21 protein-coding genes are annotated in these 22816 nt (G+C 60.0%); 5 read left to right on the top strand and 16 right to left on the bottom strand.

Translation table 11 applies throughout. The annotated features are described in order from the left end of the window. Nucleotides 1-12: 12 nt before the first annotated feature. Nucleotides 13-1086, top strand: a complete 1074-nt coding sequence (locus KBP52_RS03285; RefSeq protein WP_212622052.1) for an aromatic ring-hydroxylating dioxygenase subunit alpha — start codon at nt 13-15, stop codon at nt 1084-1086. Between the two features lie 95 nt (nt 1087-1181). Here the strand turns inward: KBP52_RS03285 and KBP52_RS03280 are convergent, their stop codons facing one another. From KBP52_RS03280 to KBP52_RS03225, 12 genes are all read right to left on the bottom strand, one after another. After that, nucleotides 1182-1976: a cyclase family protein gene (locus KBP52_RS03280; protein ID WP_034154022.1), complete on the bottom strand. Its 795-nt coding sequence runs from the start codon at nt 1974-1976 to the stop codon at nt 1182-1184. Next, nucleotides 1954-2955 carry an NAD-dependent epimerase/dehydratase family protein gene (locus tag KBP52_RS03275; protein WP_116030324.1) on the bottom strand — a complete coding sequence of 334 codons (1002 nt, stop codon included), beginning with the start codon at nt 2953-2955 and terminating at the stop codon, nt 1954-1956. Before KBP52_RS03275 ends, KBP52_RS03280 begins: the two co-directional genes overlap by 23 nt. A 9-nt stretch (nt 2956-2964) precedes the next feature. Next, nucleotides 2965-3948, bottom strand: a complete 984-nt coding sequence (locus KBP52_RS03270) for a fumarylacetoacetate hydrolase family protein (protein ID WP_212622051.1) — start codon at nt 3946-3948, stop codon at nt 2965-2967. Further along, nucleotides 3945-4526: a cupin domain-containing protein gene (locus tag KBP52_RS03265; protein WP_212622050.1), complete on the bottom strand. Its 582-nt coding sequence runs from the start codon at nt 4524-4526 to the stop codon at nt 3945-3947. Before KBP52_RS03265 ends, KBP52_RS03270 begins: the two co-directional genes overlap by 4 nt. 13 nt (nt 4527-4539) lie before the next feature. Then, nucleotides 4540-5787: an MFS transporter gene (locus tag KBP52_RS03260; RefSeq protein ID WP_212622049.1), complete on the bottom strand. Its 1248-nt coding sequence runs from the start codon at nt 5785-5787 to the stop codon at nt 4540-4542. Then, nucleotides 5777-8251 carry an MMPL family transporter gene (locus tag KBP52_RS03255; protein WP_212622048.1) on the bottom strand — a complete coding sequence of 825 codons (2475 nt, stop codon included), beginning with the start codon at nt 8249-8251 and terminating at the stop codon, nt 5777-5779. Before KBP52_RS03255 ends, KBP52_RS03260 begins: the two co-directional genes overlap by 11 nt. A 4-nt stretch (nt 8252-8255) precedes the next feature. Further along, nucleotides 8256-9359 (bottom strand): YCF48-related protein, encoded by a 1104-nt coding sequence (locus KBP52_RS03250; protein ID WP_212622047.1) that lies wholly within the window; start codon nt 9357-9359, stop codon nt 8256-8258. Between the two features lie 60 nt (nt 9360-9419). Beyond that, nucleotides 9420-10808 carry a DUF1329 domain-containing protein gene (locus tag KBP52_RS03245; protein WP_212622046.1) on the bottom strand — a complete coding sequence of 463 codons (1389 nt, stop codon included), beginning with the start codon at nt 10806-10808 and terminating at the stop codon, nt 9420-9422. A 12-nt stretch (nt 10809-10820) separates the two neighbouring features. Continuing rightward, the gene (locus KBP52_RS03240; RefSeq protein ID WP_212622045.1) at nt 10821-12518 is read right to left on the bottom strand and encodes a DUF1302 domain-containing protein; all 1698 of its coding nucleotides are present in this window, start codon (nt 12516-12518) and stop codon (nt 10821-10823) included. Between the two features lie 57 nt (nt 12519-12575). After that, entirely contained in the window at nt 12576-13712 is a 1137-nt protein-coding gene (locus KBP52_RS03235; RefSeq protein ID WP_116030332.1) for an FAD-dependent oxidoreductase, read from the bottom strand. Between the two features lie 134 nt (nt 13713-13846). After that, entirely contained in the window at nt 13847-14209 is a 363-nt protein-coding gene (locus KBP52_RS03230; protein WP_212622044.1) for a Rieske (2Fe-2S) protein, read from the bottom strand. Between the two features lie 13 nt (nt 14210-14222). Continuing rightward, nucleotides 14223-15164, bottom strand: a complete 942-nt coding sequence (locus KBP52_RS03225; RefSeq protein WP_212622043.1) for a VOC family protein — start codon at nt 15162-15164, stop codon at nt 14223-14225. A gap of 257 nt (nt 15165-15421) precedes the next feature. On the opposite strand from KBP52_RS03225, the gene KBP52_RS03220 reads away from it, so the two are divergent. The 4 genes from KBP52_RS03220 (at nt 15422) to KBP52_RS03205 (ending at nt 19597) form a co-directional block, all read left to right on the top strand. After that, complete coding sequence (locus tag KBP52_RS03220; protein ID WP_212622042.1) at nt 15422-16384, top strand: LysR family transcriptional regulator; 963 nt, start codon at nt 15422-15424, stop codon at nt 16382-16384. 59 nt (nt 16385-16443) lie between these two features. Continuing rightward, on the top strand, nt 16444-17601 hold the full coding sequence (locus KBP52_RS03215; RefSeq protein WP_212622041.1) for a prolyl oligopeptidase family serine peptidase: 1158 nt from the start codon (nt 16444-16446) through the stop codon (nt 17599-17601). Between the two features lie 188 nt (nt 17602-17789). After that, entirely contained in the window at nt 17790-19139 is a 1350-nt protein-coding gene (locus tag KBP52_RS03210; protein WP_212622040.1) for an amidohydrolase family protein, read from the top strand. Between the two features lie 11 nt (nt 19140-19150). Beyond that, complete coding sequence (locus KBP52_RS03205) at nt 19151-19597, top strand: heme-binding protein (RefSeq protein WP_212622039.1); 447 nt, start codon at nt 19151-19153, stop codon at nt 19595-19597. On the opposite strand, the gene KBP52_RS03200 is transcribed toward KBP52_RS03205, so the two are convergent. From KBP52_RS03200 to KBP52_RS03185, 4 genes are all read right to left on the bottom strand, one after another. Further along, a complete protein-coding gene (locus KBP52_RS03200) occupies nt 19582-20517 on the bottom strand; it encodes a LysR family transcriptional regulator (RefSeq protein ID WP_212622038.1) in 936 nt (311 codons plus the stop codon). The genes KBP52_RS03205 and KBP52_RS03200 overlap by 16 nt on opposite strands. Before the next feature lie 294 nt (nt 20518-20811). Beyond that, the gene (locus KBP52_RS03195) at nt 20812-21345 is read right to left on the bottom strand and encodes a DinB family protein (RefSeq protein WP_212622037.1); all 534 of its coding nucleotides are present in this window, start codon (nt 21343-21345) and stop codon (nt 20812-20814) included. A gap of 98 nt (nt 21346-21443) precedes the next feature. Then, complete coding sequence (locus KBP52_RS03190) at nt 21444-21848, bottom strand: thioesterase family protein (protein ID WP_212623092.1); 405 nt, start codon at nt 21846-21848, stop codon at nt 21444-21446. A 128-nt stretch (nt 21849-21976) separates the two neighbouring features. Further along, complete coding sequence (locus KBP52_RS03185; protein ID WP_212622036.1) at nt 21977-22726, bottom strand: TIM barrel protein; 750 nt, start codon at nt 22724-22726, stop codon at nt 21977-21979. Nucleotides 22727-22816 lie beyond the last annotated feature (90 nt).

The raw sequence follows: 22816 nt of genomic DNA, 5'->3' as shown, positions 1-22816 counted from the left end.
CCGGAGAACATCATGACAACTGCTGCCCAACCCCTTGCCCATGAAATCGCCCCGGCCACCGTGCCGAGTTTCCCGCTCGATCAATGGTACGTCGCAGCCTTGAGCCGGGAACTGAAACACCAGCCACTTGGCCGTACGTTACTGAATAAACCCGTGGTGCTTTTTCGCACGGCGGATAACCAGGTCGCCGCGCTGGAAGATCGCTGCTGCCATCGAGCACTGCCGCTGTCCGGCGGCGCGGTGGAGGAACGTGGTTTGCGCTGCGGTTACCACGGTCTGCTGTTCAATGAAGGCGGTAAATGCATTGAAATTCCGGGCCAGGACAAGATCCCGAGCAAAGCCAAAGTCCCTGCCTACCCTGTCCGGGAGCAGGATCAGATCATCTGGATCTGGTTCGGCAGCGCCGAGCATCCTGAGCCGACATTCGCGCCACCGACCTACGACGTGCACAGCAGCGGTAAATACCTGTTCGACGGTGATGTCTATCACTACGACGCGCCCTATCAACTCATCCACGACAATCTCATGGATCTCAGTCACTTGGGCTACGTCCATTTGCACACCATTGGCGGCAACGCCAGTATTCATATGAACGCGCAGATGAGTGTGGACGGCGACGACTCGATGGTTCGTGTGGTTCGCCACATGCCCGATTCCGTTCCGCCGCCGACCTACACCGCAGCCTACCCGTTCAAAGGCAACATCGACCGCTGGCAGGAGATCGAATTTCACTTCAATCACCTGCGCATCTGGACCGGCGCGATAGACGCGGGCACAGACGACCTGAACAACCCGGATCGAGGTGGTTTTCATATGCGTGGTTTTCACGGCGTGACGCCGGAAACAGACACCACAAGCCACTATTTCTGGACCATGGCCACCAACCCTGAACATGATCCCGAGGCCGTCACAGCCAAAGTTCTGCATCAGACGCGATTAACGTTCGACGAAGACAAAGTGGTGATCGAAGCGCAGTACCAGAACATGTGCCGGTTCGGTACGCGCCCGATGATTGATATTCATGTCGACGTCGGAGCCAATCGTGCTCGTAGAATCATCGAGCGACTGCGCAATCCGACGAATTAGAGGCCTCAAAACAGTGGCGGCGGCAAACGCCGTCCACTGTGTTCAAAGCCTGCCGTTCTCTTACTGTCGTTAAAGGAATGCCTCAAACAGCCCGATCACTCTTCGAAAATAGCCACCGCGCGCACAAAACCTGCAGACGCATGCCGGATCTTGTAAGGAAAGCACGACACCGTGAATCCGCTCGCTGGCAGGGATTCGAGGTTGGCCAGTTTTTCCATTTGCCCGTAGCCGATATCGCGCCCGGCCTTATGCCCTTCCCAGATGATCGAGGCATCGCCGCTGGCAGCAAAACGTTCACGGGTGTATTTGAACGGCGCGTCCCAGCTCCAGGCGTCGGTGCCGACCACGCGCACGCCACGTTCCAGTAGATACATCGTCGCTTCGCGCCCCATGCCGATGCCGGCATCGAGGTAACCCGGCTGACCGAACAGTGCCCCGGCGCGGGTGTTGATCAGCACGATATCCAGCGGTTGCAACGTGTGCTCGATACGCGCCAGTTCCGCTTCGACCTCTTCTGCCGTGACCACGTGACCGTCGGGCAAATGGCGAAAATCCAGTTTGACCCCCGGCTGCAAACACCAGTCCAGCGGCAACTCATCAATGCCAAACGCCGGCTCGCCGCCATCGGTGGTCGAGGCGTAGTGCCAAGGCGCATCCATGTGGGTGCCGCTGTGGGTGGTGATCTGCAAACGCTCGGCGGCCCACGACTCATTGCCGGGCATCTGTTCAAGCTGCAACCCCGGGAACATAGCCGCCATCTCCGGCCAACCTTGCTGGTGATCCATGTAATCTATTTTCGGCAACAGCGGTGGCGGGTCTGTGTACGGGTTGTTATCGAGGGTCACCGAAAGGTCGACCAGACGACGTTTACGCGGGATGGGCTGTGACATGAGGCGTGTCTCCGTTCAACGGCAGAGGCCGGTATGGGGCTGGGTTGAGGGCGTTGCGAATAAGCGTGGCGACGTTGCCGTCATGGCAGAAACCGGCAGCGCGGGCCTGCGGGGTTTTCAAGGGCGGCATGCGCCCGAACAGGGTTTCGAGCTCAAGGTCAGCGGCGAAACTGATCAGCGCACGGCGTTGCTCGCCGTAAGTTGCCGCCAGAGCATCGACGACTTGGGCGATGGACAACTGCAGCACCGGTAGTTGCCAGACCCGCTGTTGCGCGGCGGCGTCATCCAGTTCAGCAGCGTGGATCAGGTTGTTTACGCAACAGCGCGCCGACATCCACCACGCTGTTGCTTGCGGTGATACCGGGCAGCAATACTCAGCGCCCTCGGCAAAGGCACGCATCAAGTCGCTCATGAAGGCCGAGCGCAAACCGTTGGGTTCACGCGGGCGCGCGACAATGCCCGGCAGGCGCACCGCGCGGCTGTCGACTTCACCGCGCCGACCCAGATCGATCAGCGCGCGCTCGACCATCATCTTGTGTGTGCCGTACGACAATTGCGGGTGCAGTTCAGCCTGCTCGTTCATCTTCGCCGGCAGATCAGCGCCGTACACCGCAACGCTGCTGGCATACACCAGCACTGGCGGTCGCGCCTTGTTGCGCAGTTGATCGAGCAGTTCGAGGCTGGCCAGCAGGTTGACCTGATAACCCAGTTCGTAATGCGCCTCCGCCGCTCCGCCGGGGACGCTGACCAAGTGAAACACCACGTCGATGCCATCGGCCAGGACCCGGCGCATCAACGCTGCGTCCGTCACGCTGCCGCTGTGCCGACGCAAACGCGGATCGTCTGGCAGGCCTTGGACGTCGGTGTCCAGCACCAGCAGCGAACGAATGACTTGCCCGCGCAAACTGCCGCGCGCGAGCAGACAACGCAGCAGTTCGCGACCGACAAAGCCATTGGCTCCGGTAATCAGTACACGCATGGGCGTTCCTTAGCCGTTGGCTTTGACGACGCGTTGATCGATCGCGCCAAACAGTGACTGGCCATCGCTGCCGGTGACGTCCATGCGCACGCGATCACCGAAACGCATGAAGCCTGTCACCGGCGCACACTGCTCGATCATCTCGATGGCCCGACGTTCGGCGATGCACGCCGAGCCGACGTTGCGCTCGGCGTTCGACACCGTGCCAGAACCGATCAGCGTGCCGGCGCGCAAGCGACGGGTCAGGGCCGCGTGAGCGATCAGTTGGCCAAAATGAAAGTTCATCTGCGCGCCGTGCGGTTGGCCGAACCACTCGCCGTTCCACTGCACTTGCAGGGGCAAATTGACGCGACCGTCTCGCCAGGCTTCGCCGAGTTCATCCGGGGTAATCGCCAGCGGGGCAAAACTGGAGGACGGCTTGGCTTGCAGAAATCCAAAACCGGTGCGCATTTCACGCGGTGCCAGCGCACGCAGGCTGACATCATTGATCTGCAGGATCAGCTTGATGTGTTGCAACGCGTTTTCCGCCGAACAGCCCATCGGCACATCATCGACCAACACGACAAATTCGCCTTCGAAATCGATGCCCTGGCTTTCGCTCGGCAGTTCGATGTCATCGTGTGCGCCGATGAAGTCATCACCGGCGCCCTGATACATCAACGGCGTACGGTCAGCGCCTTCAATCGGGTCGAGGTTGAACGCCTTCTGCATCAGCGCGCCGTGGCTGAGAAACGCTGAGCCATCGCACCATTGGTAAGCACGCGGCAACGGTGCCATCGCCTGCGTGGGGTCGAAGGCAAAGGCCTCGCGGCAATCGTGGTTTTCAAGTTCACGCGCCAGGGCTTGTAAACGCGGCTCAGCATCAGCCCAGTTTTCGATTGCTTGCTGCAAGGTCGGCGCTACCAAACGGGCGTCCAGCGCCCGGGCCATGTCGCGCGAAACCACCACCAATTGGCCGTCACGGCTGCTGTTTTTCAAGGTTGCGAGCTTCATGCCGTTTCTCCCGGGCAGTCTTGCAGTTCAGCGGCGAAACGCCCGTCCAGCAGAATAAACACCATGCGCGCCATGGCCTCGGTGCGATTGCTCCACGCGTGATGGGTGCCGCGCTGAACCACCACGTCGCCGCGTTTGAGGTGGATCTCTTCATCGTCGAGCACCAGCCAGACTTCGCCTTCGGTGACGATGCCGTAATCGAGGGTTTCGGTGCGGTGCATCAGTTTGTGCCGCGAGTTCGCTTGGCCGGTGCCGGCATGCGCCTGGCCAATCTCGGCGAATGCCGCCGCTGCATCGGCAGCGCTGACCTGGTTCTGCACGCTGTCTGGCGGAATGTCGACGACACGAATCACACTGCCCAGCGGGCCGGGGCTCAGCTGTAAGGGTTTGCTGGTTGGATCATCGGCATTGTCGAGCAGTGCCGGACTGCCGCTGCTGTTCCATATTTCATGAAACACCGTGCCCGGCACCGATTGCAGCGCGAAGACGTTGGCAGTTGCTGCGTGACTGACGACGACGGCGCGGCCGTGGGCATCATGCCCGGTGACCACGCGCTTGAATGGGGGAAGCGCTTGCATGGAATATCCTCGTTCAATGGCCGTTGCCGATGGAGTCGTGCCCGCCAACATTCGTGCGGATCAATAGACCACCGAGCCTCGGCACGGACAGACAAAACAGCGCCACGACCAGTTGCAGCCAACCGATCATGGCCAACGCTTGCGGCAACGCCGTGGAAGCCCCGGAAGTGATGGCGAGCACCACCAGCGGACTGATGAACTCGCCTGCGAAAATCGCGGCGGTGAAGCACCCCGCCGCTCGCCCACGCTGAGCAAACCCGACTTGCGCCATGATCCAGGTGATCAACGTCGGCAACATCAGGCCGATGCCCAGACCATTGACCAGAACCGCCACCACCACTTGCGCGTGACTGCCGGCGGCGGCCATCAACAAGCCGCCAATGCCGGCCAGGCCATAGGCAATCAGCAACACATGCTGGCTGCGCAGACCGCTCAATAAACGAAAACTCAAGGCCCCAGCGAGCACACCGAGTTGATTGGCGCCCATGGTCATGCCGATCTGCTGCGGCGCATCCACGTGCAACAGGTTGAGCAAGTAGCCGGCCTGCACCGGCACGATGAATAGGCTCAGGCCCGCGAGCAGCGACAACGCATACAGGGGTGTCAGTGCGCGCCACGGAAACAGGCGCGGGACTGGCGTCGGCACCGTTGCTGCCGGTTGCACGCGGGGTTGCGGTTCCCAGAGTTTCCACGCCATCAGCGGCAAGAAAATCAGCCCGACCGCGTACAGCGCAAACGGCGTGCGCCAGTCGTCCTGGCCGAGAAAACCACCCAGCGCGATAAACACCGCAGCAGAGAGCGACGTCGCGACCATTTGCAGTGCAAACAGGCGTTCACGGCGTGCGCCGCTGTAGTAGTCGCCCATCAGCGTCGTGCAGCAGGTCATGATCCCCGCCTCTGCAAGACCGATGCCGGCGCGGCTGGCGACAATCGCCGGCAGCGAATCCAGCCACAGCGGCAACACACCGCAGAGCGTGTACAGGGCCATGCTCGCCAACAACAAAGGTTTGCGTCCGAGCCGGTCGGCGATGACCCCGGCAAACGGCGCCAGTAGCGCAATCATCAATGCCGGCAGGGTCAGCACGATCGGCACCAGCACGGTGCTGCCTGCGACCTCGGCAAAATGTGCCTGCATGCGCGGCAATACCGGTGCGAGCAATACCGCGCCGAGCACTGGCAGACAGCTGCCGAGCAACAACAGCAGCGATTGCGTCAAACCGGCGCGGCGGCCGCTGTTTTCAAGTGAAGACTCAACGGCCATGACAGGTCTCCCGATGACGCGATTGAACAACATCTACCGCCACGGCTCGCGACGGCAGGGCCAGATTGATGGCCTCCTCCGGCGTTTCTGCGTCAGTGTTCGTGCGCCGTGCAGGCAGCAGGAAGTACGCCAGCGCTGGTAACAGCAGCAGTGCGCCGACCATGTTCCAGACGAACATGAACGCCAGCAGCACGCCCATGTCAGCCTGGAATTTGATCGGCGAGAAGATCCACGTGGCCACGCCAATGGCCAGCGTGATGCCGGTAAGCATCACCACTTTGCCGGTGGACACCAGTGCGCGGTAATAGGCTTCTGACAGGCTCGCGCCTTGGCGCAGATGACCGAGCAGGATGCTCATCACGTACAACGCATAGTCGACGCCAATGCCGACACCCAACGCGATCACCGGCAACGTCGCGACCTTCACACCGATGTTCAGCCAGACCATCAATGCTTCACAGAGGATCGAGGTGACCATCAGTGGAATCACCGCGCACAGCGTGGCGCGCCACGAGCGGAAGGTGATCAGGCACAGGACGATCACCGCTCCGTAAACCCAGAACAGCATCTCGCGATTGGCTTGCTTGACCACGATATTGGTCGCCGCCTCAATGCCGGCATTGCCCGCTGCCAGCAGGAACTGCACATCCTTGTCGTTATTGGCTGCGGCGAATTGCTCGACGTGTTCGACCAGCCGCGTCAGCGTTTCAGCCTTGTGGTCGGTGAGGTAGGCGTACAGCGTGAGCAGGCTGCAATCCTCGTTGTACAAGCCGCGTGGCGCACTGGCGGTGATCATGTTGAGCATCGCCTGATTGTTCTGCAGCTCGTACCACTTGGCGCTGCCTTCGCTGAGGCCAACCAGCATGCGCCGGTTGAGCAAGGCCAACGAGTTGGTCGAATCCACCCCCGGCAGCGCGCGCAGTTGCCAGTCCAGCGCATCGACCTTGGCGAGGATGTCGTAACGCGCACATTGCCCGGCCGGGGTCTTCACCATCACTGCGAACAAATCACTGCTGGCGCCGTAATGCCGGGTCAGAAACGCATCGTCCTGGTTGTAGCGTGAGTCGGCCCGCAGCTCCGGTGCGCCGGCATCCAGATCACCGATCTTCAATTGCAGGCTGACCACAAAACCCAATGCCGCCAACGCCAGGCTGATGGCAATGCACAGGCTGGCCCAGCGACGTCGGGTAAACAGATCGAGAAAACGCCAGAAGCCATGACGCCGCGCGCCGGTCTGGTCGTTCTGCTCGCTCTTCAGGCTAAGTTGCGCCGCACGCGGCGTTACGCCGACATAGGACAGCAACACCGGCAGCAGAATCAGGTTGGTGAAAATCAGCACCGCCACACCGATACTGGCGATCACCGCCAGATCCTGAATCACCTGGATCTTGATCAGCATCAGCACGGCAAAACCCACTGCGTCGCAGAGCAATGCCGTCAGCCCGGCCAGGAACAGTCGGCGGAAGGTAAATCGCGCCGCCACCACCCGGTGCATGCCGCGACCGATGTCCTGCATGATGCCGTTCATCTTCTGCGCACCGTGGCTCATGCCGATGGCGAACACCAGAAACGGCACCAGCACCGAATACGGATCCAGCTGATAGTCGAGCAACGGCAACAGACCCAGTTGCCAGACCACCGCCACCAGCGAGCAGAACACCACCAGCACCGTGCTGCGCAGGCAGCGCGTGTACCAGAACAGCACGGCGGTGGTGATCAGGATTGCGACGGCGAAAAACAACAGGATCTGCTTGAGTCCGGCAATCAGGTCACCGACTTTTTTCGCGAAACCGGTGATGTGAATGTCGATCTTTTCGTTCTGGTACTGGCTACGCAACGCCTCCAGTTGCTCGGACAGCACCGAGTAATTCAGCGCCTGGCCGTCAGCAGTCGTCGCCAGCAACGGCACGTAAATGATGCTCGAGGTTTGATCGAACGCTACCAGTTGGCCGAGTTCGTTGGAACGCTGCACGTTGCGGCGCAAGTCCTCGAGACTGGCCGGTGTGCCGGCATAATCGTCCGGGATCACCGGGCCGCCATCCAGTCCGTCTTCAGTCACTGCAACCCAGCGTGTTGCGGGCGTCCACAGCGACTTCATGTAGGCACGATCGACGCCGGGCAGCAGGTAAAGCTTGTCGCTCAAGGCCTGCAAGGTTTTCAGATAATCAGCGTCGTAGATATCGCCCTGGCGATTGGCGACGACAATGCGCAAGGAGTTGCCCAGACCGCTGAGCTGCTTTTGATGTTGCAGATAATTGGCGATGTAAGGCTGTTGCGTGGGAATCATCTTTTCGAAACTGGCGTTCAGCTCGACGCGCGTGGCCTGATAGCCCAGGAAGAGCGTGGTCACCAGGCACACCAGCAACACCCACAACCGGTGATTGAACAAAGAGCGTTCCACGACCGAGCCGGAGCGCGGGTCGAAACTCGCCAGGCTGGCCGTGGCGTTGTCGAATGGTTTCATAACCTCACTCCGAAGCTGTAGCAGTGGGCGACGCCAGGCGCGTCACCCCGGTGAAACCGGCCAGCACCAGGCTGCCATCGGCGGCCTGCACGACGCTGGCAATCGGTTTGCCCAGCGGTTTGCCGAAAGGCTGCAGGGTTGTTGCGTCGCCCGTGGTGCGAAACATTGCGCCCGCCTGATTGACCAACAACAACTGGCCGTCATCGCTGCGGATCGCATCACTGAAGGACACCGGCATCGGTACGGGCGCGGGCACGAAGCTGTTGCCGTCGTCGGTGGAAATGAACGCGTTGCCTTTCAACCCAGCCGCCAGCAGCGCGCCGTCATCGCGTACATGCAGGGCGAAAAAGCTGCCGCTGTACGGGCTGTCGAGCGCGACGAAGGATTGTCCACCGTCCTCGGAACGCGCCACATAGCCTTGCTCGCCGGCGATGAACCAACGCTCGCCTTGTTGCGCGATGGCATACAGGTGCGCGCCCATCGGATTGTCGATATGGCCCATCAGCGACTGCCAGCTCACCCCGCCGTCCTCGGTGGTAAACGCGAGGCCGTAGGCGCCGACGATCAGGCCGTGACGCTCATCGGTGAACTTGAGGCTGAGAAACGGTTTGTCCGCACCTTCGCTGACCATCCGTTCGGCGGTTTGCACGCGCGCCGCCGCTGCGTCCGGGTCAGTGGCTGTCGGCAGTTGCTCGCGTGCGGCGTGCAACTCCAGTTGCGCAGCGCGGTTGCCGTCCAGCTGCAACGCCCAGTTTTCCCCACCGTCGTGGGAGACCAGCACCGCACCGGCATGGCCGACCGCCCAACCCGTGTTGGCATCGACAAATTGCACCGCCGTAAGGCTGACGGACACCGGCACCTGCGCCTGCCGCCAATTGATGCCGTTGTCATCGGAGAGCAAGACGATGCCGCGTTCGCCGACCGCCACCAACCGCGCACCTGACCGGGCCAGATCAAGCAAGACCGCTTGGCGGGCCTGTGGCGCGCGCATCGCCGGGGTGTGCAATACATCGCCGACGGCAGCGGCCTGAGCCTGACTCACGGGTACTACGCAAGGCAGCGCCAGCAGCGCTAACAACCGCCCGAGCACCTGACAGATTCTGTTCATACCGACCTCGAAACCACCTGTGAAACCGGATCGCCACAGCGTGTGGCGATCCGGCCCGATTCAACGAACCCCGGCACCCGCCATCGCCGCCGGCGAGAATTCCGATGCCTTGTAGCGATCGACCACGCCGTATTGCTCAGGCAGACCGGTGTAGACGTTCTGGATAAACCAGGCGCCGGAGGTCAGGTCGTAGAAACCCGAAGACAGCTGCGCTTGCGCTGGCAGATCCGGCAGCACGGCTGGCAGCGACCACAAGGTTTTGGCGAGTTGGCCGTTGGCGTCCCAGCGATCGCCGAGCATGGCTTGCCAAGTATCTTCGTCGAGGTAGTAGCGGCCCTTCGGCAACTGGTGACGCTTGCCCGGCGCGAGTTCGGCGTCTACCACCCACACGCGATGCAACTCCCAGCGCACGTAATCGGGATTCATGTGATGGGCCAGGAACAAATCTTCCGGCTTGCCGGCGGTCAGGACTTTGTTGGTGTTGTAGGGGATGTACATTTCCTGCTTGCCGACCAGTTTCCAGTCGAAGCGATCAATGCGTCCCTGGAACACGCTCAACTCATCGAACGACATCACCCCGGCGGTGGCCGGCGTCGGTGTGTCGCAGCAGGCATTCGGCAACTTGCGCACGCGGCGCTGGCCGGTCAGATAGACGTGAGCCTGGGACTTGTCGCCGTTGATATTGGTGCGCCCCATGATCTGCTCACCGGCACGCAACGGTGGGCCGACGTTAAGCAGACGGAACAGCCAGTAATCACCGGCGAAGCTTTCCGGCGTGCCGTCCTGGTAGTAATACGGCATGTCCTGGATCGCCTGGCCGTCGGTGGTCATCACCTGTTTGCCGTCTGCGGTCATCAGGTAATGGCGAAAGTGCATGGCCAGTGACGTGCCGCGCCAGTTGAGGATGTGGTTCCACATGGCTTCGGCGCCGTTATGCGGGATCGGGAATGGAATACCGCCAAACGCGCCTTCGGGCACCGGTCCAGCGCTGCTCTCGACCAGCTTGGCGCGGGTGGCATTTTTCAGGGTGTTGTCGTACACCCATTGCGGCGCAGCGGCCGAGCGACGGGTCGGATAGACGTCGATGCGATAGGTGTCAGGAAATCGCTTGAACATCTCCTTGGTGCCATCGCTGAGCTTGGTGGCGTATTGCGCCAGATTCTTTGAGGTGATGCTGAACAGCGGCTTGTCGGCCGCAAACGGATCGCTGCGTTTGCCGCCCTCCTTGAAGGCCGGATCGACCTTGGTGTAGCCGCCATCCCAGGCTGGAATCGAACCGTCGGCATTGCCGGCGCGCTCGGCACCGAAAGGCGTCAGTGACTTGTTCAATTTCGCCGCTTCGTCAGCCGTGGCTGCTGCGGCACCGTGACTCAATACCGCCAGGCTTGCGAGCAACGCAAAGCACAAGGCTTTGAGTGTGAACGCGGCATTTTTGTTGTTATAGGTCATGCGCAAGTCCTCTTAAAACGTGGTCTTGACGGAGAAAGCCAGGTAATCCCGATCTTTCAGCGATTGCTGGAAATTGAATTGGCTGGCCGCGTTGAGGTTGGTGTTCTCGGGGCCGTAGTAATGCGTGTACGTCAGGCCGGCGGTCACACGGTCGAGGTAGGTCGCGGTAATACCGATATTCATGTCACCGCCGTTATCCGCGCCGAACGAACTGACAACCGCCGATTTGCCCAGCGGGAAATAGCTCATGCCAACCGGAATGCTGATATCCACGCCGGGGAAAAACTGCCGATAAGTCGGGGTGTAAACCATCTTGAAGCCGAGACCGTCATCGGTGGCGTTGGGGTCTAGTGCGGCACGGTTTTTCGTGACGCTGAGCAGACGGTTCCAGGCGACCTCACCGACGAATCCGGACTCCTTGGCGATGAAGTTCGGCCCGAACGAAGCGATCACGTTGAGGTTGATGTGCGCGGTGCGCCCGACGGCATAAAGCGCATCGTCATCGTTATCGGCAGCAACCCCAGGTAGCACCGTGACGCCGTTGGACACCAGCGGCATGTTCCAGCGCATCGAGGCTTCACCGGCAAAGCTGTAGGCATCGACTGTGGTGGAGAAACTGGCGCCCAGCGCGCGGATGTCTTCCGGGTAAACCCAGTAGTAATCGCCGATTTGGCCCGTGCTGAAGTTCGGTGCGCCAGTGGAAGGTCTGAGGTACAGCTTGGGCGTCTTGTCGTGGTACTGAATGGCGTAGAGGCCGTATTCGACGGTCTCAGCGCTGTATTTCAGTTGCAGACCGCCCTGCCCCGAACTGCGCGCTTCCTTGTCATTGCCGTGGAAAAACGCGGCAGGACTGGCCGGGTTGCCGCCAAGAAATGCTGGAAACGGCGCACCGACGATCAAGCGCTCATTGCCTTCGCCAATGGTGTCGCTGGTGGAGAAATAACTGCCAGCGGCGGGCAGTCGGGTTTCTTCCCATTCGAGTTGGTAGTAGGCACCGAGCGATACGTCGTCCGTCAGTTGGAAGGTGCCAGACAGTTGATTGACCGGACGGGTGATTTCCTTGAACTGCGTGTTAGGCACCGACTGCGCCTTGACCACGTCAACCGGGGCCATGCCACCGGCAATACCGTTGGCGCCGAAGAACAGGCTTTCGCCCCAGATCAGGCCATGACGGCCGGCGCGCACCGACGTTGCACGGTCGGCCAGTTCACCGTTCCAGTAGACGAACGCGTCGAGGATTTCGCCGTCGCCACCGTGCAAATGACGGGTGTCATCGGTGAACTCGTCGTAGCCCACCGAACGCGCGTTGGCGCGGCTTGGATCATTATTGTCGTTGTTGCCCTGGTACTCGCTGTCGTACCACGCTGCACCGCTCAAACGTGCGCCGAAATCCTGAAACGACAGATCCAGCTCCGAGAGGATATCGGTGCGATTGGAGATCAGGCCTTTTTTGAACGCACGATCGCCATCGTCCTGATTGAGCGCTACCTGCCCCTCGGTCAATTTGCTGCTCGGATTCTGCGTGCGCCAGGCAGCGCTGTACTTGATCGTGTTGTCCCAGCGCAGCTTGAAGTCCGGGTTGCCGGTATCGATGTCGAAAGCGTGAGCGGCCTGGCTGCACAGCACCAGCAGCGCAGCAACGCTCAAACCAAAGGGTGCAGACGAGCAGACCGGGCGACGCGTGAGCGCCGCAGTCGTAGAACTAACCATCGCGTTAACCTCTTGTTTTTATAGTGGTAACTGCTGTGGATGAGTCGCAGGTGGGGCTCAGATTGGCTCGGCAGTGCGCGCGAGCATTTGCTTGACCAGGCCAATGCGATCGAAGGCGCGGTCGTGTTGCATTTCCTTGTCGCCGGCCAGCACCGAGCTTTCGCTGATGTATTTGCAACGTTCGAAGCGCCGCGCCATGAAGCGCTGCAACTGCTGCTCGACGCTGCTGGCGGCGGACTGCTCGCGAGTCAGTTCTTCGCTGAGCACAATCGCGTCTTCGATGGCCATGCCGGCGCCTTGACCGAGGTGCGGCGTGGTGGCGTGGGCCGCATCGCCGATCAGCAGGACGCGTCCGCGATGCCACGGCTCATCGACGAACACCACTTCCATCGGCTTGTAGACGACCTGGCTGTTGTCGGTGATTTGCTCACGCAGCTCGCCGATCAGCCCGGTAAAGCCTTGCAGGCGCTGGCGCATCTGCGCAGCCAGATCGGCAGGATCCATCCACGGATTGGACGGTTCGTGAGACGTCAGAAACAGGTACATCAAATCGCCGGCCAGCGGCACCAGACCGGCGTTGCCGTCAGCGCTTTGATAGTTGGCCAGATGATCGATCTGTGGTGCGCGGGGAAAGTTGTAGCGCCACACCGATTGGCCCGTGAAACGCGGGGTGTAGGCATCGCCGAAGACCAGGCTGCGCACTTTCGAGAACAGTCCGTCGGCACCGACCACCAGGTCGTAGTGGCCGCGATTGCCGTCGGTAAACAACACGTCGACCTCTGCGCCGTTGTCGTCCAGCGTTTCCACACTCAAGCCCAAACGGACGTTGGCACCGAGCTGCAGCGCGGTTTCGCTGAGGACTTTGTGCAGTGCCAGGCGGGAAATACCGACGTTGGCAGGATACTGCGGGCCGGCCAGTCGCTGACCCGGAATGCGCGCCAGTTGCTGCCCGCCCGGGCCGTAGATAGCGACGTCTTCGAAGGCATAAGCGGCATCGAGATAACCGTCGAGAACGCCCAGCTTGGCCATCTCACGGACGACGTTGCTCTGCTGAATAATCCCGACGCCGTAGACTGTCCATTCGGACTTGAGCTCGATCAGGTCGACCTCGATACCTTTACGCCGCAAGGCGATGGCCGCACACAAGCCGCCGATACCACCGCCCACGATCAGAACGTTGTTCACTGCACTCATGGTGTTCTCTCTTTTTATTCTTGTGATCGATGCTGCGTCGGGCACGGCATCGTTGGATGAAGCTTCCCGGCAAAGCAGGGATTTGACTAATCGCGAGTAAGGATGCGATGTATCGCCGTACGCGATACCTCGATTTATCCCGGCTGCGGCAACCCTTCAGGCATTCGCACCAGCAGCCAGCCGTCCTTCTCGTAGGTCGGCAGCGCCTCCAGCGTCTGGCCCAGGCATGGGCCGTAGATGCACTCGCCGGTCGCCGGCAGAAATTGCGCACCGTGGGCGTAACAGACGATCAACTGGCCATCGGCGGACAGGAACCGATCCTTGCGATACTCCAGGCGCACGTCCAGATGCGGACAACGGTTGCGATAGACCCGCACCTGATTGCGATGACGCAGGGCAAATACGCTGTCGCGGCCCTGCGCCAACGGATCGAATCCGCGCGCCCGGCCCTCCTCCAGTTCGTCCAGCCGACACAGTGGCTGCGCAATAGCGCTCATGATCAGCGCGGCCTCAACCGAGTTTTGGCGGCGGACCGCCCGGGGCCCATTTTTCTTTCGCGGTAAACAGGAACAACTGCGAGTTATCCGCCGACAGCGGCGCGCGACGGGCCTCCCAGGCGTCATCGTGCTTGTCCATATCGGCGTCATATTCGATGTGGCAGCCCAATGGACTGTTGAAGTACCAGAACCAGTTGGAGCCAAACAGGTGACGGCCCGGCCCCCAGAAACTGGTCCAGCCTTTTTGCTCGAACCGCGTCCCGGCCAGCAGCACTTCGGTGCCACTGCCCATGTGGAAGGTGAAGTGTTCGCAGCCTTTCATGTGCGGCGGGGTCTGGATCATGAACAGGCAATGGTGATCGTCAGAGCCGGCCGGGCGCATGAACGGCCCGGCGCCAATGAAGGTGTCGGTGGTGCGAAAACCCAGACGCTCGGCGTAAAAGGCTTCCGCTTTCGCCGCATCGGGTACGAAATACACCACGTGCGACAAAGTGCGCGGCACAGCGCCCATATCAAGGGTAATGCCCGGCTGGTTAAGCGGCCGCTGTGGCGCATGGCCGGCGGCGTTGGTCAGGTCATCCGGTGCGCTGTAAGGCTTGCGTACAGTGACCTGAAAAGCGATAGCGAAACCCATGTCGTCAACGCTGTGCAGCACGCCGTGTTGATCACGACTGACACTACGATCACGGGCCAGCTCATCTTCGATGGCATCCAGATCGCTGATCGCAGCGACCCCGTAGACCGTCTCGCGAATCGACGGCGCCGGACCGATCGCCGCCGGCAAGTCAGGATCGTCGGCTCGGCGGATAATCACGGCAGTGCCGTCCAGCGCTTCGAAACGCCCGCCTTTGCTGTCTACGCCGACCGGCGCAAGGCCGTAGTCGCGCAGGCAATCGGTGCAGGCTTGAATGTCATCGACGCCAAAAATCAGGGCATCAAGGCCAATGATGTTCATGGCTTACCACTCCATTGAAATTATGATCCGGTGACTGTCGCCATGGACGCCTTGCAGCGCGCCAGGCCTGACTGGAAACCGGTGGTGGTGTCGGCAGCAGGGCCGACTGCGGCGAAGATTGGCGCAAGGGCTGACAGCTGACTAATCGCGAGTCGGGATGCGACCTATCGGCAAACGCGATACCTGCGACGAAGGTTGACGCGCCAATGGATTCGTTCGAATGTATTGCGAAAATAAATACAAAAACGGACCTGCCCATGCGTTTCAACCATCTGGATCTGAACCTGCTGGTCGCGCTCGATGTGTTGCTCGAAGAGCAGAACATCACCCGCGCTGCCGAACGCCTGCACATGACCCAATCCGCCACCAGCGGCGTGCTCGCGCGGTTGCGTACCTACTTCGAGGATGAGCTGCTGGTGCAGGTCGGACGCAAGATGCAGCCCACGCCCTATGCCACGGAACTGGCCAAACCGGTGCGTGAAGTCCTGCTGACGATCCAGTCCTCAATCACTGCCAAACCGGTGTTCGACCCGGCCACCAGCAAGCGTCATTTCCGCTTGGTGACCTCGGACTATCTGATCAGCGTGCTGTTCGCCCAAGTGATCCAGAACATTCATCAGCAAGCGCCCAACATCACTTTCGAAATGCTTGGCCCAAGCGACAATTCCGGCGAGTTGCTGGTACGTGGCGAGGTCGATCTGATGATTGTTCCCGAGCGCTACATCATTGAAGGCCACCCTTCGCACCTGCTGTTCGAGGAAGAACACGTGTGCGTGGTGTGGCAAGGCAATACGCAAGTCGGCGACACCCTGACCCTTGAGCAGTACATGCAGATGGGCCATGTCTCGGTGGGCTTCGGCCGTACCCGGCACATGAGCATCGAAGAATGGTTCATGAATCAATACGGCTTCAATCGGCGCATTGAAGTGATCACCAGCGACTTCAATACCCTGCCGCAACTGATTGTCGGCACGCAGCGCATCGCCACGATGCACCAGCGCCTGGCGAACCTCTACGCGCACTATCTGCCGCTGCGCATCCTGCCGCCACCGGTGAAGATCCCGGTCATGCGCGAGTACATGTTGTGGCACCGCAGCGTTGACGGCGACCCGATGCACCGCTGGCTGCGCGAACGCATCAGCGAATCCATCCAGCATCTGCAACACGTGCCCATCGTATCTCGCGATACCTCGTATCCGCCGTCACGATTGGCCAATTAGTCGGGTGATCCTTAACGTGCCTTGGGAATGCCAAGGCAACCATAAGGACAACAATAATCATGTTTCGCTATTTCCCGACCAACTACGTTTGGAATCTCTCTGTCGACCTGGCCATTGAAATGGGCGCCCGCATGGGCGAAATCGAAGAGATGTGCGCCCCGCTGCAAGAGGCGGCCAAGCAGCCGGACGCAGCCGGAACCCGCGCCTTTCGCGAAACCTGGGCGAAAATGGCCGACAAGCTTTGCGGTCTGGCCGAGGAAGACGAAGGCAATGGCCGGATGCTCTCGGCTGGCGAAAAATACAACCGCGCCGCCACCTATTATCTGACCTGCGAGCGCCTGCAAGCCCACGGTGCGCCGGGCCGCACTGAGCTCTATCAACGTTTCCTGCAGACCTTCAAGCGCGGCGTCGAACTGTCGCGTGAAAACTGCGAACGGGTGGAAATCCCTTACGAGGGCAAACATCTTTCCGGCTTGCTGGTGCGTGCCGAAGGCGTCGAGGGGCCGGCGCCGATTCTGGTGCAGGTCAACGGCCTGGACTCGACCAAGGAAATGAAATACCGCGTGGGCCTGCCAGCCTGGCTGGCGAAACGCGGCATCTCTTCGCTGATCATCGACCAGCCCGGCACCGGCGAAGCGCTGCGCCTGCATGGCCTGACTGCACGATTCGACAGTGAACACTGGGCCAGTCGTGTGGTGGATTGGCTGGAAACCCGAAGCGACGTTGACGCTGCACGCATTGGACTCGAAGGTGTCTCGTTGGGCGGTTATTACTGCCCGCGTGCAGTTGCATTCGAACCGCGCTTCGCTTGCGGCGTCGTGTGGGGCGCCAACCACGACTGGCGTGATGTACAAAAGCGTCGACTGGAAAAGGAAGGCAGCTTCCCGGTACCGCATTACTGGGCGCATGTCTGCTGGGTCTGGGGTGCCAAGGACGTCGAAGAGTTCATGAGCATCGCCGAAAACGTCCACCTCGACGGCGTGCTCGACCGCATCAAGGTGCCGTTCCTGGTGACCCATGGTGAACAGGATTCGCAGATTCCGTTGAAATGGGCGCATCGCACCTACGAACAACTGGTCAACAGTCCAAAATGTGAACTGAAAATCTTCACCGAACGTGAAGGTGGTGTGCAGCATTCGAGCTTCGACAACAGCATCAATGCCGGGCAATACATTGCTGACTGGGTTGCTGAAACCCTCGGCGGTCGCACCGCTTGATCCACTGAAAAACACGCCATAAAAAACGCCGGATAATCTTTCGATTGTCCGGCGTTTTGCATTAACGGATTCAAGCGCTGGCGCAGCTATTGATGCCGTCAATACTCAGCCATCGATGCAATCTGCTGGTCGTCCCCTCGCCTGCTCTCTAGCCTCTCTTTGCATAACAATCACATAGCGAAGACGCCATGACTGCCCTGCACCTGAAATGCCAGACCCTGTTTGACGGCACCGGACTGCAAACCCGCCAACAACAGACATTGATCGTCGAAAACGGCCTGCTCAGTTACGTCGGCGCTACCGCGCTGGCCCCCTCTCCCCAGCCAGGCGATACACAGGTGGATGCGGGGGATAATTTCGTGATGCCGGGGCTGGTAGATGTGCACACCCATCTGGCCTTCGGCAACGCTCAAAGCGAAGAAGACATTGATCTATGGACCAGTGACGAATTTCGCGCGTTGCGCGGGATGTTCTTCGCGCAACACGTGCTGGCCGCCGGCGTCACCAGCATGGTCTGCCCCGGCGACAGCGGCCAGCTCAGCATCGCCGTGCGCAATGCGGTGACCGCTGGTTTATTTGAAGGCCCGCGCATCGCAGCCAGCAGCCGCGTCATCACCAACCGCCAGAGTCTCAATGACTGGTTCCCGAGTCGGGTCGGCGCTCCGGAATACTTCACCGCGCAGTTGGTCACCAGCCGCAGCGATGCACTCGCCGAAATTCGCAAACAGGCCAAGGACGGCGTCGACCTGATCAAGATCGCCATGGACGGCACGCACCGCCGCCCCAACGGCGAAATCATTGCGGCCTTCACTGCCGACGAAACCTTCGAAATGGTTGAGGAAGCGCATCGTCTGGGCTGCAAGGTCGCCACCCATGCTTATGGGCGCGAAGCTGTGATGTACGCGGCGCGTGCAGGCGTTGACCTGGTTTTCCATGCCTTTTACATGGACGACGCGTGCATCGAAGCGTTGCTCGAGGCCGGTAGCATCCTTGCCCCGACCATGACGTTCCCGCAGAACACCGTGGACTTCTGCCAGCCCCATGATCCGGCGATCAGCACGGGTTATGCCGGTTATTGTGCTCGCACATTGGAGGTCGGTTCGGCGGTACTCAAACGCGCCAAAGCGGCCGGCGTACCGTTCGCCTGCGGCAGTGACAGCGGGTTCGCGGTGACGCCTTACGGCGAGTGGCACGCTCGTGAACTGGAGTTATTTGTCACTCGGCTTGGATTCACCCCGGCCGAAGCCTTATATGCCGCGACCGCTGTCGGCGCGCGCTGCATGCCGCGCGGTGAAACCCTCGGCACCCTGCAAGTGGGCAAGCAGGCAGACTTCCTCGTGCTCGACGGTTCACCACTGGACGACATCCGCATCCTTCAGGATCGTTCGCGCCTGAAGGCCGTTTACAAGGCCGGCCAACCGGTACGCATGGATCGCAGCCCCTACAACCCCAAGCAGGTGTCCGACTTCAACTCACTGAAATGGACGGATCTTTACACCCGCGACCGCGTGGCCCAACTGGGCAAGTGGGCCGTATGAGGACAGAGGCCATGCAACGACTTGATTTACTGACTGCGACGACCATAGCCAGCGATGCCATCCGCATCGCTCGGGAAACCGGGATCAAACCGCTGGGCGTTGCCGTACTGGATGCCGCCGGCCATCCCTTGGCGGTTTTGCGCGACGAACACGCCACCTTCCTGCGCCCGCAAATCGCCATCGGCAAGGCACGCGGTTGCCTGGGCATGGGTTTTGGTGGGCGTGAACTGGCGCGGCGCGCGCAGGCAATGCCAGCGTTTTTCGATGCGATCAACAGTTTGACTGGCGGCGAGGTGATTCCCGTGGCGGGTGGTGTGCTGATCCGTAATGCCGAGGGCGTGGTGATCGGGGCTATCGGCATCAGTGGCGATACCTCGGACAACGACGAGCGCTGCGCATTGCTGGCCATAGCCAAGGCTGGATTGGTCGCCGACAGCGGCGATCAACCAGACGGCTGATCGAGCAACGCGGCCTGTTCCAGAAGCAGGCCGCGAAACCACTGCATAACCGGGTCATGTTCTTGATAGGGATGCCATTGCAAGACTTGAACGGCCTCGGGAAAAGCCAACGGCGCCGGGTGGACGCGTAATGGATAACACTGGGCGAAGCGTTGCGCCTGTCGTTGAAACACCGTGGCAATGCGCGCGGTACCGACAATGAATTGCGGCATCAGCACAAAGCTTTCAACGGTTACCGCCACTTGCCGCTCTATTCCGAGTTCATGCAGGTGCATGGCGTCCATCGCCAGATTGTGTCCGTCGGCAAACTCGCGCACCACATGCGCCGCGGCGCGATAGTCAGCCATGCTCAGTTGCTCGGCAAACTGTGGCTGTTGCGCGCAGACAATACAACAGAGCTGGTCCGTCATCAGCGGCACATGGGGATAGGCCGGGTTCAACCGTCGTTGCGGCACAATCACGCAATCACTGCGCCGATAATCCAGGGCTTCGCTGACGACATCACCGTCGCGCGGCACCGGCATGTCGCGCAGGCTCAAGCGAATACCCGGAGCGATACGCGCCAATACACGGCTGACCGCCGGAACCAGCACGTCGGCGACGTAATCGGAGGCTACGAGGGTGATGTGCCGGTCACAGTTCGCCGGATCAAAACTTAGTGGCGCGTCGACGACTTCCCGTGTCAGTGCCAACGCTGCACGTACCTTTGGCAGCAACTCCAGGCCCAGCGCCGTGGGTTCCAGGCGGCGCCCCACTTGCACCAGTAACGGGTCGTTGAAATGTTCACGCAAGCGGCCCAATGCCGAACTGGCAGCTGACTGCCCCAGGCACAGACGCTCGGCCGCCCGGCTGACACTGCATTCGCTCAACAAGGCGTCCAGCGCAACCAACAGATTAAGGTCGAGGCGTCGATATCGCATGTGGGTTCCGCTGAAGGTGATGGTGACGTCTTTGCGCCCGGTTTGCAGGCAGGATCAAAAACGAATCATGACCTTAGCGAGCTGTGTACCCATGCGCCAATCGCATGCGTCGTTGGGAGGTATCGCTAACGAAGATACCAAGCGCCAGTGCGCGTGAATCAGTTACACAAGGGAAGCCACCAAACGTAGTTGCGATAGGTACTGATTCGCCCTTTAGAAGAAGCTCGAACTGACCGAACGCTACATCGAACACTGCTTGGGATGAGCGATTGTAGAGCCCGATGCCTTGCTCCGTTATGTAAGCGGAATGAGGACGACCAGATCCGTATCACCTATATCGACACCCGCTTGTGAAAGCAACGTTGTCACTTGTCCGCGGTGGTGCGTCTGATGGTTGAAAAAATGCATGACCAAGCCATAAAAGCTCCTGTCAGCGGATATTCCTTTGATGCTTGTGTAATTGAGGGTGTGATCCAGGTCCGGCTCTGCAATGGAGCGAGACCACTCTACAATTTTCTGATCAAGCCACACTCGATGTGCCCAAAGATCTCGGATACTCGAGAAAAGCAACTGGTCGAGGCTTTTGGGGGCAGGAAGCTGTTGAATCGATGCCAGAGCCAAGTAATTAGCAGGGTGCCCGGCGAATCGCTTTAGCCAGACAGTGTCGCCGGCCACCAAGTGGTTCAACGTCCCGAGAATTGAACCAAAGAATGCTTTCCTGTCCACTGAGAGTTCTTCATCTGACAGGCTTCTGGCTGCCTCATAAATTTTTGCGTTCATCCATTCGTTATAGTTGGCCATCAGGCAAATATGACTGGTTCGGTTCATCGTGCTCGTCCTTTCAATGGATCGCTTTGTAATCGATCCACGCTCATCCTGCATACCAGTCCAGTGTCGCGCTTTGTTGTGAGGAACCGTCTGATCATCTATGAAAGAAGCGCTCGCAACGGAGCTGGAATGGGTGCAACTTCCTTACTTTCCGGTGAGACACAAACGTGTGTGACATTCGCGGTAAATGCCAGTACGCCTTCGCCTATAAAACCCTCCACCAAAAAAGTAAAAGAGTGCTCGCCCAACCTGGCCACGCCAACTTTAATAATCATTTCGTCATCCCACGTCAGCGGAGCCAGCAACTCGATCGACATCGCACGCACCGGCGGCAATATATTAAAACTCATCACCGCTCTAAGCCCCGGCCCCCCTACCCATCTGTCGAGTGCTACTCCAATGGCCTCTACAGCAAAATATGAGAATCGCGGGGTGTAAACCACCCCTGCCGGATCACAATCTCCGAACAAAATAGTTCGACTTACAAAAACCGCATCAGGCATTAACTCCCCCCTACTCGTCGGCGTCAGGCCGATATCGATGAGTTCTTCTCGCTCGGCCATCAAGGGCTTCTGCCTTTGATGGCGGCGATTGTCCCCACATCAGCGACTCAAAGATTTTCGCCTGGAACCTAAGCACTTAGCTGCTTGATCCAGTCAAGACTCTCAACGGTAGACCCAGAAGGACGATATTCACACCCGATCCATCCGACGTATCCGCGTTGCTCCAGCGCCGCGAACAACGCAGCAAAGTCGAGACTCCCCGTTCCCGGTTCGTGACGCCCCGGGCAATCGGCAATTTGCACGTGCACGGTTCTGTCATAAAACCGCGCCAACACATCGGCTGCATCTCCGGTCAAAAGCTGGGCATGGTAAAGATCAAGAATCAACCCGACACTCGGGAAGGTCTCCAGTACCTGTTGCGCCTTGCTGAAGTCGGACATGTAATAGCCCGGCATCGCCTGCGCGCTGATCACTTCGATAAGCGGCCGCAGCCCCTGGTCTTCCATGTACTTGATCGCATATTCCAGGTTGCCCGCGTAGGTTCGCTCAGCGTCATTCTGCGTGGTAACGCCCGACATGATGTGGACATCCGCACACGCCAAGGTCTTTGCGTAGCGGGCGGCCTGGAGCAACCCGTCACGAAATTCCTCTCCCCTGCCCTGTAACGCGGCGATGCCTTTGGTCACGCCAGCCGGGGCGGCGAACTGAATCAACGGCAAACTGTATTGGGCTAGATGGTCGGCAAGCAGACTGGCGTCGAATTCATACGGTGAAGGGAATTCAACTGCCCGGAAACCGGCGGCTGCGGCGGCTTCGATGCGTTGTAGAAAAGGCAATTCATTGAATTGGAAACCGAGATGAGCATTGAACTTGAGCATTGGGTAATCATCCATCCTGGGAAGAAACGACATCATCAGCCTGGAGCATCCTTCGCCGCTCCAGCACTGCACTATCGCAAGTACGTTCAA

Source organism: Pseudomonas sp. SCA2728.1_7 (assembly GCF_018138145.1).
Classification (GTDB): Bacteria; Pseudomonadota; Gammaproteobacteria; order Pseudomonadales; family Pseudomonadaceae; genus Aquipseudomonas; species Aquipseudomonas koreensis_A.
The sequence above is the reverse complement of the archived record's forward strand: the minus strand, read 5'-3'. Positions and strand labels throughout refer to the sequence as shown.